Annotated in this window: 13 protein-coding genes and 1 pseudogene; 8 read left to right on the top strand and 6 right to left on the bottom strand. The window is 38.4% G+C overall.

What is annotated here, in order from left to right; genetic code table 11:
* The first annotated feature begins 82 nt into the window (after positions 1-82).
* Both H5120_RS15525 and H5120_RS15520 read left to right on the top strand, forming a co-directional pair.
* On the top strand, positions 83-622 hold the full coding sequence (locus H5120_RS15525; RefSeq protein WP_182675445.1) for a hypothetical protein: 540 nt from the start codon (positions 83-85) through the stop codon (positions 620-622).
* A 1-nt stretch (position 623) separates the two neighbouring features.
* On the top strand, positions 624-812 hold the full coding sequence (locus H5120_RS15520; RefSeq protein WP_165723885.1) for a DUF1289 domain-containing protein: 189 nt from the start codon (positions 624-626) through the stop codon (positions 810-812).
* Between the two features lie 40 nt (positions 813-852).
* Here the strand turns inward: H5120_RS15520 and H5120_RS15515 are convergent, their stop codons facing one another.
* The gene (locus H5120_RS15515) at positions 853-1398 is read right to left on the bottom strand and encodes a gluconokinase (RefSeq protein WP_182675444.1); all 546 of its coding nucleotides are present in this window, start codon (positions 1396-1398) and stop codon (positions 853-855) included.
* A 150-nt stretch (positions 1399-1548) separates the two neighbouring features.
* On the opposite strand from H5120_RS15515, the gene gntU reads away from it, so the two are divergent.
* Positions 1549-2892, top strand: coding sequence for a gluconate transporter (gene gntU / locus H5120_RS15510; RefSeq protein WP_182675443.1), 1344 nt, complete (start codon positions 1549-1551; stop codon positions 2890-2892).
* Positions 2893-3001: 109 nt separating this feature from the next.
* Here gntU and gntR read toward each other — a convergent pair whose 3' ends face one another.
* The 4 genes from gntR to H5120_RS15490 all read right to left on the bottom strand — a co-directional run bounded on the left by gntR (position 3002) and on the right by H5120_RS15490 (position 7751).
* Positions 3002-4012 (bottom strand): gluconate operon transcriptional repressor GntR, encoded by a 1011-nt coding sequence (gntR, locus tag H5120_RS15505; RefSeq protein WP_182675442.1) that lies wholly within the window; start codon positions 4010-4012, stop codon positions 3002-3004.
* Positions 4013-4216: 204 nt separating this feature from the next.
* Positions 4217-5830, bottom strand: a complete 1614-nt coding sequence (locus H5120_RS15500) for a M56 family metallopeptidase (protein WP_182675441.1) — start codon at positions 5828-5830, stop codon at positions 4217-4219.
* A gap of 11 nt (positions 5831-5841) precedes the next feature.
* On the bottom strand, positions 5842-6222 hold the full coding sequence (locus H5120_RS15495) for a BlaI/MecI/CopY family transcriptional regulator (protein WP_004586391.1): 381 nt from the start codon (positions 6220-6222) through the stop codon (positions 5842-5844).
* A 257-nt stretch (positions 6223-6479) separates the two neighbouring features.
* Positions 6480-7751: an O-acetylhomoserine aminocarboxypropyltransferase/cysteine synthase family protein gene (locus H5120_RS15490; protein WP_182675440.1), complete on the bottom strand. Its 1272-nt coding sequence runs from the start codon at positions 7749-7751 to the stop codon at positions 6480-6482.
* Between the two features lie 188 nt (positions 7752-7939).
* Between H5120_RS15490 and H5120_RS20315 the strand changes: the two are divergent.
* The 5 genes and pseudogenes from H5120_RS20315 to H5120_RS15465 all read left to right on the top strand — a co-directional run.
* Positions 7940-8119 (top strand): annotated as a pseudogene (locus H5120_RS20315) (IS3 family transposase); the annotation flags it as partial.
* Between the two features lie 86 nt (positions 8120-8205).
* Complete coding sequence (locus H5120_RS15480) at positions 8206-8784, top strand: hypothetical protein (RefSeq protein WP_182675438.1); 579 nt, start codon at positions 8206-8208, stop codon at positions 8782-8784.
* Between the two features lie 252 nt (positions 8785-9036).
* Entirely contained in the window at positions 9037-9504 is a 468-nt protein-coding gene (locus H5120_RS15475) for a hypothetical protein (RefSeq protein WP_182675437.1), read from the top strand.
* A gap of 109 nt (positions 9505-9613) precedes the next feature.
* Positions 9614-10507 carry a CBS domain-containing protein gene (locus tag H5120_RS15470; protein ID WP_182675436.1) on the top strand — a complete coding sequence of 298 codons (894 nt, stop codon included), beginning with the start codon at positions 9614-9616 and terminating at the stop codon, positions 10505-10507.
* Between the two features lie 581 nt (positions 10508-11088).
* Positions 11089-11265 (top strand): hypothetical protein, encoded by a 177-nt coding sequence (locus tag H5120_RS15465; protein ID WP_165722958.1) that lies wholly within the window; start codon positions 11089-11091, stop codon positions 11263-11265.
* Positions 11266-11389: 124 nt separating this feature from the next.
* Here H5120_RS15465 and H5120_RS15460 read toward each other — a convergent pair whose 3' ends face one another.
* Positions 11390-13561, bottom strand: coding sequence for a S46 family peptidase (locus H5120_RS15460; RefSeq protein ID WP_182675435.1), 2172 nt, complete (start codon positions 13559-13561; stop codon positions 11390-11392).
* Between the last annotated feature and the right edge of the window lie 35 nt (positions 13562-13596).

The raw sequence follows: 13596 nt of genomic DNA, 5'->3' as shown, positions 1-13596 counted from the left end.
CATATTTATATGGGCCTTTTTATTTTTACAGTAAATCACGTGTGATATAGTGCGTGGCTAAATTAATCGGTTACTGTGAACTATGAAAAACTTTATTATTCCTTCTATTGTCGCATTTATTTTAGCAGGCTGTACCAGCAAAACTAATCAGACTACAACTACAACAACCACTACTACTACAACGAATCAGTCTGTAAAAACCACAGTAACACTCGATGAATGCAGCACCATAAATAACCTTATAAACAGTTATGAGTCTGGTTTTAATTCAATCAAAACAGATAAAGTAAATAACCAGTTTACTAATCAATGGCGTACTAGTACTCATATGATTGGAGCAAACTGTACGGTTACTTTAAATAAGTCAGAGCAAGCAAGCTACCAATGCCAAACACCTGTTAAAACACAAACGCAAACAATAAAGTCTCATCAAAAACTGGCTAAGCAATTACGCCAATGCTTAACCAAAACAGGTTGGTTGGAAAGCCAAAAAGAAACAGCAAGTTCAATTTACAGCACCTTTGTACTTGATACTAAAACCCCAGTCATTACACTTGCTACTAATCAAGAAGGTAACGGGTTTTCTACTCGCTTTGAAATTGCACCACCATTAGGACTTTAATATGCGCCAATTAAATCAAAACAAAAAACAATCTAAATTTAAAACTGATTGCCTAGGAATATGCGAAAGGCGCAGCGGTTACTGCACCGGTTGTGGGCGTACTAACGAAGAAATTTTTGATTGGATAATATTATCTGAAGATGAAAAAAAAGCGATTTTAGAAACACCACGAGCAGACGCTAACTCATAACAAATAAAGCCCCTAAATGTTAAAAGTAACAGTTAACTGATTAACTAAAAACTTTTTGCTTGTTGCTATTCATTTTAGTTGCGCTAATACAGCTTTCGACTACTTGCTCAAATGAGTTATTAATATCTATATTTATAACATTGAGCTCATCTTCTTTTGGAACTTCTAGCGCTTCAAATTGGCTTTTGAGCAAATCAATAGGCATAAAATGTCCTTTTCTGTCCTGCATACGGCTTTTAACCAGCTCAAAATCACCAAAAAGATGTAAAAAGGTAATGCCTGTATTTCCATCACATATTTGTTCTCGGTATTTCTTTTTTAATGCTGAGCAGACTATTACCGCGACTTCATTTTTCTTTTCAATGCTAAATGCAGCATCACGTATTCTTTCGAGCCAAGGCACACGATCAGCATCATTTAAAGGCTGCCCAGATGACATTTTTAATATATTAGCCTTGGGATGTAAGTCGTCTCCGTCGATAAATTTAGCGCCAATGCGCTTTGCTAATGCATCACCCACACTTGACTTTCCTGTGCTTGAAACCCCCATTACAATATAAATACGACCTACATTTGTGTTACTCATGTATTTCCCCTCGCCTTAATTTAATAATTAATTATTTTCAATGTATATATTATATTGAGTTACGGGTAACATGTTACCCGTAACAAATACGAAAGTGAAGTTAAACACACACTAAACATCATAATTCACACTGAATATAAGTAGGGAAAAATGTCAGATTTATCATTAATACTAACAGCGGTAGGCTCCATATTTTTATTGCTTTTTTTAGTAATGAAAGTACGACTACATGCTGTCGTCTCTTTGATCCTTGTTTCTATGATTGCAGGATTACTCTCAGGAATGAGCCCAGAAATAATTGCCGCTACAATTCAAAAAGGAATGGCCGGAACACTAGGCTTTGTAGCGGTGGTGGTCGCTTTAGGCGCCATGTTTGGCAAAGTTATGGAAGAAACCGGCGCGCTGGATCGCATTGCCCACACACTTTTACACCGTTTTGGAGAAAAAAACGCTAATTGGGCGCTTACCTTTACGGGCTTTATTTGTGCCCTCCCCCTCTTTTTTGATGTGGCCGTTGTACTTTTAATCGGTATTGTTTTTGCTGTGGTACGAAAAGGCGGTGGCAGCGTTGTTAAAATTGGTATTGGGCTACTTGCGGGAATAGCATCTTGTCAGGCGTTTCTTATTCCTGCGCCAGGGCCGATTTTGGTTGCCTCTCAATTAGGCGCTGACTATGGTTATATGATTTTATTTGGCCTTATTGCTGCCATACCGGCAATGATTATAGGAGGTCCAATTTGGGGCTCTATTATTTCAAAATCTATTCATGTAGAACTCCCACAGCACGAACAAATCGACGATAACCAAAGAGTTGGTAAAGGGACGCCTAGTTTTGGATTAGCATTAGGTTTAATTGCTCTGCCGTTAATTATGATTAGTTTAAATACTATTGGTAGTCGCTTTGTTGAAAAAGACTCTGATTTATATAATTGGTTAGCCTTTATAGGTCATCCATTTACAGCAATTTTAGTTGCCTGCCTAATGGCATTTTATTTGCTCGGCGCAAGGCGCGGTGTCCCGAATGCTAGAATCATGGAAATTTGTGGTAGTGCCTTACAACCTGCAGGAATTATTATTCTTGTCACTGGTGCCGGTGGGGTATTTAAACAAGTATTAGTTGATTCAGGAGTAGGTACTGCACTAGGTAATTACTTAGCTGGCTCAAGCTTACCGATTGTAATACTCGCTTTTGTATTATCAGCCGCTGTACGTGTCATTCAAGGCTCTGCGACAGTAGCTATGCTTACAGCGTGTGGCTTAATTATTCCAATGCTTCAGCCTTTAGGCCTTGATGGAGCGCAGCTTGCCGCTGTCACTATCGCTATTGGTGGGGGCTCTATTGTGCTCTCCCATGTAAACGACTCAGGATTTTGGTTAGCGAGTCGCTATCTCGGTTTGAGCGAAATGCAAACTCTTAAAACGTGGACAGTAATGGAAACCATTATTGGTACTGTTGGCGCACTTATCGCTATGCTTATTTCTCTGTTTTTGTAAAATTACAGTATGTAGAGTTATCATCACACATATAAAAATTACCTGAGCCTTTTGTTATTTAGGCTCAGGTAATTAGGCACAGGTAATTAGGCTCATATAATTAGAGTATTTAAACACTTTCACCTAGATGAACTATATAACCAGAATCAATTACTTGCTTATAATTCATGCTAGTATCCAAATCGGAATTAATCCGGCTCAACAACTCTCTTCCCGCAACATTACCTATCTGATAACGAGGGGTGATCACACTTGCTAATTGAGGCACCATTGCTTGGCCAATATCATGACCATGAAAACCCACAACCCCCATTTGGCTAGGCACTAAAATGTTGTTTCGCTGGCATTCAAAAATAGCCCCAATTGCTAAATCATCATTAGTACAAAACAAACAGTCAGTATTTGGGTAGTCAGTACGCGCTTTTTGTAAAAGTTCGGCGCCTAAACTATAAGATGAAGCTTGATCAGTCATCACACTTTTAGGCGTAAAGCCTTTAGCTAACATAGCATCTGAATAACCTTGAAATTTTAGGCGTGTTCGTACATCGAGCCTTGCACCTATATAAACAATATTGCGATAGCCTTTATTTAAAAGTGCCGTCGTCATATCAAAAGCGGCTTTAACGTTATCAAAACCAATCGCTTGCTGCATAGGAGAGTGATGCGTATCCATTATTTCAATCACAGGTACGCCTGACGTTTCAATCATTTTTAGCGTTCTGTCTGTGTGTGTGGTTTCTGATAAAATTAAACCATCAACGTGATACGACAATAGATACTCAACCCGTTTTTCTTCAATTTCAGGGTTATAACCATAATGGGCTAACATTGTTTGATACCCTGCAGGCCCTGTTACATCTTCAATGCCTTTTATAACTTGAGCAAACACGTGATTCGTTAACGATGGGACTAGTACACCAATAGAGTAGCTTTTAGCATTAGAGAGTAAATCAGGGGCTTTATTTGCAATGTAACCTAGCGTATCAATAGCTGCACTAATTTTAGTGCGAGTAGACTCTGATACTTTTTCCGGATTACGTAAATAACGACTCACCGTCATTTTGGTTACACCAACCGCATCGGCAATATCTTGAAGAGAAGAACGTTTGTTTTTTTTCATCACACACAATTAAATAAAATGTTACTTGTAACATACCAACTATTGTGAAAAATCACTACTTTTAGCCATTTTTATTTAAGTTATCGCTAAGCGATTACCCAGAGATTTAAATAACCTAGACCTATTTTAATGAATAAACCTGTATTTGTACCAATAACATTAAACAGAGGCTCAGATACTCCGAGCCTCATCGTAATTAAAAACTTATAGCAATCTCAACAATTGCGAACCAGGTATGCCGCTTTGTGGTAATAACGCGGGGGTAACTGCAAATGCTTCTGGGATTTTACTTTTAATTTCATCCATCTTTTTACGGTTATTTTGTTTATCATAAACATAATATTTAAGGATATTTCCGTATACATCGTCTTTTGCATCAACCTTCTCTAGGGTTTTTAACGCTTTATCGTAATCATCAAGGTAAATGTATGCCAGTGCTAAGTTATCAGCAGAGCCAACATGTAGCTTACCTTCAAGCTGTTTTGATAAATCTTCAAGCTCTGCAACAGCAAGCTCATAACGCCCTAGCTGTATATAGGCCGTTGCTAGTGAATTTTTTAAAAAGTAAGGTGGGTTACTGCCCGGCTCGTACCATTTTTCGTAAGAACTCAGTATGTCTTCATATTGCTCAAGTTTAGAGTAAACGTGATTTAGCAGCCTAAAGCTTTGTAGTTTGATTTCAGCTTCTTCAAACCCCGTAAGTTTGTCTCTATTCAAGTGCCAATCTTGAATGCCTTGCGCAGCTTGGTTTAACAGTTCAGGGGTATCACTTTTTGCCCCAGCAGCACTTTTTAGAAGCTGTGCAAGTTGTTGTTTATATTCTTCACTTTTAACAGGAGCCTGAGACGTATTATTACTTGGCTGCTTGTTATCTGAACTACCATCTACAATTTGCGCTGCAGCTAAAGCACTAAAAGACATTGCCGCCGCAACCATAACCAAATATTTACTTTTCATTGTTTTTTCCTTGTTTAACATTTTGATCCTCTGAATATTAAAGCTCTTTGAATGAGCAATATTCAAAAGTGGGGGGGTAAAAAAGTTAGGCGAGCTTTTAGCATTTTGCTCTTGTAGCAATAAACTTGCTAAATCCAATTGGTATTTACCTTTTAGCTTTTGCATACACAACTCATCACAGCTAAGTTCGAGTTGCTCTTTTGCTAAACCAGTTAACTTTAGGCAAATAGGATTCCACCAAAAAACGCTTTCTATAAAACAAATAAGCCACGTCCAATAAATATCGCCTTGTTGTAAATGAGTTACTTCGTGTTGAATTACTGAATCTAATTCTTCACGATTTACCATCGTCGACTCTAGCCAAATAACAGGCTTTATTAACCCTGTAGCAAAAGCAGGTTCTGTATGGGTTGTTAGTCTAATTGGATACTGATTGTTAATGTGTTTAAGTTCAGGACTTGGCTTTGAGTTAATGTATAAGTTTTTTATAAGCTTTACATAAAGGCTCATGCGTAATGAAAACAATCCAAAACCAGCTAATACTAAAACCATAAAAACATTATTAAGTGATGGTAAAAAGTCCCATATACTCATATCGGTTTGTAACTCGCCTTTTGTTACTTGTTCAGCGCTTGGTATTAATGCTTTAACATCGGGAATCAATTGCGCCACGTTGAATGTGTAACGATTTTCCCCTTCAAATAACGATAACTGGGAAAAGTACTGCCAAGGGACAAACCAACATACCAAGGCAGTCATTAAAATGTAAAAGTTTAATCGTGCTGGGGCATTTTTTAGTCCTTTTACTGTAAGCAAAATACATAAGCTAATAAGTGTGCAAGTTAGTAAATAATCCGTCATTACCCTCTCCTTTAATCTAACTTCTTATTTTTTAAAAGCGTTTGTAAATATTCTATATCTTCATCATTTAGCTTTTCTTCTTTGATAAAGTGGGCGATTAAACTACGAGAATTACCTTTAAAAAATCGTTGCATAAAACTAGGCATAGCTTGCCCCGATAATGTGTCTTGAGTCACGATTGTTCTAAAAACAATAGCTCGACCTTCATGTCCACAGCGCTCAATCGCCCCTTTGTGTTCTAACCTATCTACGATAGTTTTAACTGTTGTATAGGCTACTTTTTTATCTTTTTGCTTATCAGCTAAAAGCACTTTATGTAGTTGACTCGCGGTACAGGGTTCTTCCTGCCAGAGCAGCTGCATAATATCCATTTCAAAATCACTAAGTTTCATTGTCGCTCCTATTACTACACTTGTAGTGGTACTGTTACAAATGTAGTAGTAAGTAATCTTAGTGTCAATACAAAATTGACATATGAATGAAAAATAAACGATAGAAATATAAAATTCTTAGGGAGGTTTTATAAAAAAGGTATATAAAATAAGGGTGTATACTTGTTAATTGGTTTTAGAAAAACATAAAAAACGATAGTTTATTTTCAACTAACGCTTTTTATGATTTAAAGTTTTTATGAAAGGTAGTGAGGTAACTATGCTTTATCGAGCGCTTGGCTTACATCGGCAATTATGTCAGCAATGTTTTCAATACCGACTGACAAACGGATTAAATCGCGGCTTACGCCCGCATTAGCAAGCTCTTCATCATTTAATTGGCGGTGTGTGGTTGACGCAGGATGGCACGCAAGCGACTTGGCATCGCCAATATTAACTAAGCGTAAAATCATGTTTAGCGCATCAATAAAACGAGTACCTGCTTCTAGGCCACCAGCAATACCAAAACTTAAAATACCGGATGCTTTACCACTGGTAATTTTTTGACTCATTTCGTTATACGGGCTTGATTTAAGCCCTGCGTAATTAACCCAAAGCACTTTTGGATGATTTTCTAAATACTCAGCCAAGTGCTGTGCATTTTCGCAGTGGCGATCCATTCTTAAGCCTAAGGTTTCAAGGCCAATTAAAATGTCAGATGCGTTTTTAGGGGCAATCGCTGCGCCAGTATTTCTAAGTGGCACTACTCTGCAGCGACCAATAAATGCAGCTTCAGCAAAGGCTTCGGTATAAACCACATTGTGATACGACGGATCGGGCTCATTCATCATTGCAAAACGCGTGGCATTCGCTTTCCAATCAAATTTACCTGAGTCGACAATCATGCCGCCAATAGCAGTACCGTGCCCGTTTATATACTTTGTAAGTGAGTGAACCACTATATCGGCGCCCAGCTCAAATGGGCGGCATAAATACGGCGTAGCCACGGTATTATCAACAATAAGCGGTACACCTTTGCTATGTGCAATACGTGCTAAACGTTCAATATCAACAATATTACCTGCAGGATTACCAATAGATTCACAAAAAACAGCACGGGTGTTGTCGTCAATTGCATTCTCGAACGCGATAAAGTCATCGGCTTTAATCATGCGCGCTTCAATACCTTGCCTAGGTAAGGTATGTGCAAATAAGTTATACGTACCACCATATACTTGGCTGGTGCTTACAATATTAGTGCCTACTTCGCACAAGCATTGAATAGCATACGTAATAGCGGCCATCCCAGAGGCAACAGCTAGCCCACCTACGCCCCCTTCCATCGCGGCAATACGTTGTTCAAGTACGGCATTGGTTGGGTTCATTATGCGGGTGTAAATATTTCCAGGTACTTTTAAATCGAATAAATCAGCGCCATGCTGCGTGTTATCAAATGTATAAGAAGAAGTGTGATAAATAGGCACCGCTGCCGATTTAGTCGTAGGCTCAGATTCGTAACCGTGGTGCAGTGCTAATGACTCTAATTTCATAATTATTTCCTTCAATTAATTTACCACTAACCTAGCACTTCTTGGTTATAAAATGCACATGAAATATATTAAAGGATGTTGAGGTGAGGTGATTAAAGTTAATGGCAGCTCGGAGCGAAAAGCGGTCATTGAGGTTGGCTAAATATCGTCGTTAATAGATTGGTCAAACTGCTCTTCGAGTGTATATTCATGATAATGCGGTTGCTGAAAGCTTTTTCGCAACGATTAAAAAACGAATAATTAAGCTTAAGATATATTCGACACGCGAAGATGCGAAAACTGAGATATTCAATTTTATAGAAATGTTTTACAATCCAAAAAAGCGTCATTCACACACGAGCGGTGTTTCACCTGCTAAGTTTGAGTAAGCGTATTATTCTGAGTTAAAAACTGTCTATTGAAAGCTGGGAAGTCCAAACCTTCGGATCATTGCCTCATAAAATAAGGATTAATCATGGGAACAATTGTTGTCGATACAGGGCTGAAAACAAGAAAGTCAGATACAAACAGGGTTCTTAGTTCTATTTTTAAAGAGCCTATTTCTGAAAATACAAGAAAACATCGAGCAAAACTCCTTTTATTTTCAAGCATTACTGCCTATTTGCTAATCGCTGGCGTTCAACTAACACAGATTGGCTGGCTAAAATTTGAAAGCACATCCACTAGCCCTATCACACCACTAGTTCTCATTGCGACGTATTACTTAGTGTACTTCGTCAAGTTTGCTCATTCTGATTTTGCTAAATACAAACTCGCACGTAGCTTTGATATTTTCGATAAATACGAGCGTGGAATTGACACCTTATCTAGAAAGATCGAAAGTGGCGAAGAGATAACTTCGAACAAGTTCACAAATAATGAGCTTACAAAATGGCTTGAAGATTACGAGGCAGACAGAAAGATACTTATCGAGTCTTCAAACCGCACTTTCCGGGATCTAATGCTCCTAGAGTACGGCATTCCTGTAGTAACTTATTTAGTAGCGTCCGGATTATACATAGCTGAAGTTATAATTCCTGCAATTCAACACTGACAGGTCCATACAAGCAGTTAAAGTTGATCCTTTCCGGAACCATAGCTGCTATTAAAATTGCATAAGCAAACGGCAGCTTATGGAACATTGACGAAGCTCGGGTTGTAGCGAGAAGCCGCCTGTCAAAAATTATGATATATGAAGTCAAGATTTGACCCTGAGGTCTTTTTTTGCGTCGAGTAATTAAGCGTATGATATACTCTACACGGGAAGTCCAGTTCAATAGTTAATTTATATTAAGGGAAACTTTATATGCACATAAATGAACTTACATCTCCCCCTTTTAAAGATGCTGAATTAGATAAAATTTTAAGTTTAACGGAAGAACGAGAATATCACTTATCTCAACGGAGACTAATTTCTAAACAGCGTGAAAAATTCAAGTGGAGTGCAATCATTAGCTCATTAGCAGTCGGTCAAGCTATATGTATGAAGGATGCTTCAGTGATAGCTTATGTATTTAATTTGAAATTTGGTATTGTTGCTGGATTTATTTTGATTTTATATTCGCTTTTTCAATGGTATACCCTAAGAAAAAACTCATTAGAAATATATAAACTTACAGAGAAAATATACCGAGATACAAAAGAAAAATATGGTATAAGTCTCACCTCTAGAGATTGCGTGGTTGTAAACAGCGATAAATATAGTTATTTCATTGAATTGCCATCTTTTAAAATTTCCTATCGTCGAGAGCGAAAGAAGAATGCCGTTTTATAATAAGACCATAAGTCGGGTTCGAAGTAATTGGATTAATTTCGCTTCGCTCCACTCCACATCTTAGCCAACCATTACTCACCGCGTTATATAACAATTAGGATTTATCTACATGGGTTACCAACTTTGGATGTCGCCAAAAACAGGTTATCGACGTCAGGGAACTAGGTTTGAGTCTCTACATGGCATTTTCGTTGAAAATGCGAAGCTACTTTCATTGTTCGAACCAGTACTTTGCTGCAAAGAAACAGATAGTGCACCCCACGCAAAACATGCGCTCGAATCGAGAGATTTTGATGTGACATGTGTCGTTAATGATGATGGTGATATTGTCGGACAAATAGAAAGAAAAGCTCTGAATCAAGGCTTAGTAGCCGAATATGTAAAGGATATAGAAGAAGAACATAAAATAGATGAAAATACCTCATTAGTTCATCTGCTCCAGATTTTGGAGACAACTGAATCTAAGTATGTAACTCGTGATGGTCAAATAGTGGGTATTGTTTCACGTTCAGATCTGAATAAGCCAATTCCAAGGACATATCTATTTGGTGTAATTTCTTTAGTTGAATTACATGTAAATTTTTGGATTAATTACTACTATCCCAACGACACTTGGCTTCAGACTTTAAACAAAGATAGGCAAACTAAAGTAAATGAAACTATTGAACTTCGTCGAGGGAGTAGTGATTATCTCGCTATGGTTGAGTGTGCTCAGCTTTGTGACAAAAAAGAAATTCTTAGGAAGACTCCCAAATTCTTAGCTAGGTTTAGGTTTAGTAAAACAAACTTTAAAATTTTTTTAGAAAAACTTGAAATTGTTCGCAACGAAATAGCACATAGTCAGTCATCCATAACTGGTCGATTAAATTGGGAACATATTACCCGCACTATTTCCAAGGCTGAAGAGTTCGTTGGTCTTTCAGATGACGTAATTGAGGCTGAAAGCAAGAAGAAAGCCAAAGACTTTGATACGACAGTTTTGGTTCCTGTAACTATTGTATAACAAGCTGTTACAGGAACGATTCGCAACGCGAAGCATTTTACTATTTTGTGCATCTAGTGTTTAAAGTGGTTTACAGCGTCGTTGCGTTGGTCACACCTTAACAGGGCGTCACCAATGTCTGTGAGTTGCATACTAACGATAGCGAAGTTAGCGGTAGCACTCTTATTAAATTAATCATATTTTAAATCTTGAATGGAAGACAAGAGATCAAATCTTGACTTCAGATATTATGGTTCCTGACCGTCTGCAATTGGCACTTAGCAGCCATAAATATACGAGTCAAACACCAACAAAAAGGTAAGAAAATGAGGTCGCCTTTGCTAATTTCTATTTAAATGACAGCAAGTCGCACTTTGCTGAAGCCTGCTGTGAGCGAGAATCAGTCATTGAGTGAGTAATTAATTAATGACTACTTCCCCCCTTTTTTATATGTTCAAATAACCCATCATATGCATAATATATATAGCTAGCAATAACTTATGCTTTTTGCTATTAATAGAAGCTCATAAAATAAGGACGTTTTCGCTTAAAAATAGAGAAAGAGTCCTCTGATAAAGCAGTTATATTTAAAGGAGTGTTACATGGAGTATAAGTTTATTGCAGTTTCTCAAATCTGGGCTACAGGTGGTATGTTAAATAGAGCAAACGCTAAAGCAAACGAGTTGGCAAGAGATGGGTGGGTGTTATCAAAAATGGAAAAAGGCTTTAGTGGTTTTTTATTTGCAACTTTATATCTAGCCTTTGAGCGTAAAATTTAAATATAACAAGCGACTAAGGTTTCGATTATCCGATCATGGCACTTAGCAGTCATAAACGAATCAAATACCAACAAAAAAGGCGCTTCCTTTACGGTAAGCGCCCTTCTGTTATCTCACTAATTACTTATTTTACGATTGTCATTTCGTCTAACAAGTTTTGTGCATTATCTACTTTATCCATTACCCACAGCATGTAGCGTGAATCAACATGAATTGAGCGATTAAGCTCAGGGTTGTAATCCCAGTCACCAATGATACTTTCGTAAACACCGTCGAACAGTAAGCCTACAAGCTCTGCTTTACCGTTAAGTGTTGGCGAACCTGAGTTACCACCGGTAGTGTCTACATTTGATAAAAAGTTAACAGGTACTGTATTCATGCCGCCCGTGTAATCACCGTAAAGCTTGGCTTTAATTTGCTCTTGTAACTTTTTAGGTGCATTAAATGGGTCAACATCGGTGTTTTTAGCGAGTAATCCTTCAAGCGATGTAAACGGTGTTGCTACCAAGCCATCTTGAGGTGAGTAGCCGCCTACGGTGCCATAGGTTACTCGTAGTGTGCTGTTGGCATCGGCGTATACAGGTTTGTTTTTAGCTTTGTTAAACGCAATGATTGCGCTCATTAGCTCTGGGCGAGCTGCTTGTAATTTACCTGCAAGTGCTTTTGATTTATCTTCCTCTGCTTTCATTACTTTAAATATTGCTTTAGCGTACTGCACAAATGGGTCTTGGCTTTGATTTAGCTGGCTAAACGATTGCTCAAATAATGAATTGCGAACAGTGGCATTATCGAGTCTTGACTGTTCATACATGCTATCAAGTAACGCGCTTTGGGTTGCTTTATCAAACCCATTTTGTACTTTAAATACGTTATCAACCTCGCTAAAGCGCTCTTCTTTTGGAAGTGCTGCATACAGCTCTAAAAAGTGCAGTAAAATAGCTTTATCTACTTTGCTATCATAACGGCGCGTCATGCGCTCAAGCCCTGCTTTAATGCGAGGTAAGTCACGTTCTTGATAACCAGATTCACGTTCGCTATTTGGCTTTTGTTTTTCGTAAGCTAGGCGGTATAAACGTCGTGCTGTACTGATCATCTGTGAGCGATGTACATAACCTAACATTCGGTCGCGTTCACTGTGCTCTTGTGATTGTACAATTAGCTCAGATAGCTCACCTAATACGCTTCCGTATTGCTCTTTACGCTCACTATCGCTATTGATCCATTGTGTTAGGTCTTGCTCAAACTGTTTTTTGCGCTCAAGCATAGTGCCTTTTTTGAAGCTTTCAATCATCGAACCATAGTTTTTAATATAGTTGTTATAACCTGCAATGGTGCTTTCGTAAGCAATACGCGCTTTACTGCCGTCTTCTGAGTTTTCTTCAATAAGCGACACGTATTTTGAGTTATGAACGCGTGCTTTAGGGTAGCTGTCGTTAAATACGTTATCTACCTCTGTTGCTATACGGTAGCGGTTAGTACGCCCTGGGTAGCCTGTAACCATTACAAAGTCGCCTTCTTGCACGCCTTTGGCACTTACTTTTAGGTAAGAGTCAGGTACGTAAGGTACGTTGTCTTCGCTGTATTCTGCTGGTTTACCATCTTTGCCTACATAAGCTCGGTAAAAACCAAAGTCGCCTGTGTGGCGCGGCCACATCCAGTTATCTATATCGCCACCGTATTTACCTACGCCCATAGCTGGTGCATAAGATAAACGTACGTCTTTAATTTCAAGTGACTTAATTAGGTAAAACTCTAAACCACCATGAAACGAATACACGTTACAACGGTAGCTTTCGTCGGCTTCACACTGGGCTACTAGCGCTTTTTCGTTTTTTACTATTGCGTCGTAGCGTGCTTTACCGCTTAGTTCTTCAATACCTTTACTAACTTTGTCAGTCACATTAGTAACTGTTTCTGTGACGTATACGCGTGAACCCGGCGCTGCTGGTAAGTCCTCAGCAGGGCTTTTAGCTAAAAAGCCATTTTCTAAAATGTTGTTTTCAGGTGTTGAATTGTATTGTACCGAGCCATAAACACAGTGATGGTTTGACACAACTAAACCCTTAGGCGATACAAACGATGCTGTACAGCCACCTAGGCTAATTACCGCATTCATTGGGAATTCGGTTAATTTAGAAATAGATTCAACATCAATTTCAAGCCCTTTGGCTTTTAAAATTGATTCTAACTCTGGAAGTTGGTGTGGTTGCCACATGCCTTCGTCGGCTATGGCACTACTTGAAAGTGATAGTGCAAATGTGGCTGCTAATGTAGCTACAAGAGGTTTTAAACGCATTATAGAATCCTTTTTATTTGTTTCTATAACAGGTT

This window comes from Pseudoalteromonas sp. SR43-2 (assembly GCF_014163885.1).
Lineage (GTDB): Bacteria > Pseudomonadota > Gammaproteobacteria > Enterobacterales > Alteromonadaceae > Pseudoalteromonas > Pseudoalteromonas distincta.
This window is presented reverse-complemented; position numbering and strand designations above follow the sequence as displayed.

Excerpts from the sequence above, each read along its gene's own strand:
- H5120_RS15525 (WP_182675445.1), top strand. The coding sequence starts at position 83 with ATGAAAAACTTTATTATTCCTTCTATTGTCGCATTTATTTTAGCAGGC.
- H5120_RS15520 (WP_165723885.1), top strand. The coding sequence starts at position 624 with ATGCGCCAATTAAATCAAAACAAAAAACAATCTAAATTTAAAACTGAT.
- H5120_RS15515 (WP_182675444.1), bottom strand. The coding sequence starts at position 1,398 with ATGAGTAACACAAATGTAGGTCGTATTTATATTGTAATGGGGGTTTCA.
- gntU (WP_182675443.1), top strand. The coding sequence starts at position 1,549 with ATGTCAGATTTATCATTAATACTAACAGCGGTAGGCTCCATATTTTTA.
- gntR (WP_182675442.1), bottom strand. The coding sequence starts at position 4,012 with ATGAAAAAAAACAAACGTTCTTCTCTTCAAGATATTGCCGATGCGGTT.
- H5120_RS15500 (WP_182675441.1), bottom strand. The coding sequence starts at position 5,830 with ATGACGGATTATTTACTAACTTGCACACTTATTAGCTTATGTATTTTG.
- H5120_RS15495 (WP_004586391.1), bottom strand. The coding sequence starts at position 6,222 with ATGAAACTTAGTGATTTTGAAATGGATATTATGCAGCTGCTCTGGCAG.
- H5120_RS15490 (WP_182675440.1), bottom strand. The coding sequence starts at position 7,751 with ATGAAATTAGAGTCATTAGCACTGCACCACGGTTACGAATCTGAGCCT.
- H5120_RS15480 (WP_182675438.1), top strand. The coding sequence starts at position 8,206 with ATGGGAACAATTGTTGTCGATACAGGGCTGAAAACAAGAAAGTCAGAT.
- H5120_RS15475 (WP_182675437.1), top strand. The coding sequence starts at position 9,037 with ATGCACATAAATGAACTTACATCTCCCCCTTTTAAAGATGCTGAATTA.
- H5120_RS15470 (WP_182675436.1), top strand. The coding sequence starts at position 9,614 with ATGGGTTACCAACTTTGGATGTCGCCAAAAACAGGTTATCGACGTCAG.
- H5120_RS15465 (WP_165722958.1), top strand. The coding sequence starts at position 11,089 with ATGGAGTATAAGTTTATTGCAGTTTCTCAAATCTGGGCTACAGGTGGT.
- H5120_RS15460 (WP_182675435.1), bottom strand. The coding sequence starts at position 13,561 with ATGCGTTTAAAACCTCTTGTAGCTACATTAGCAGCCACATTTGCACTA.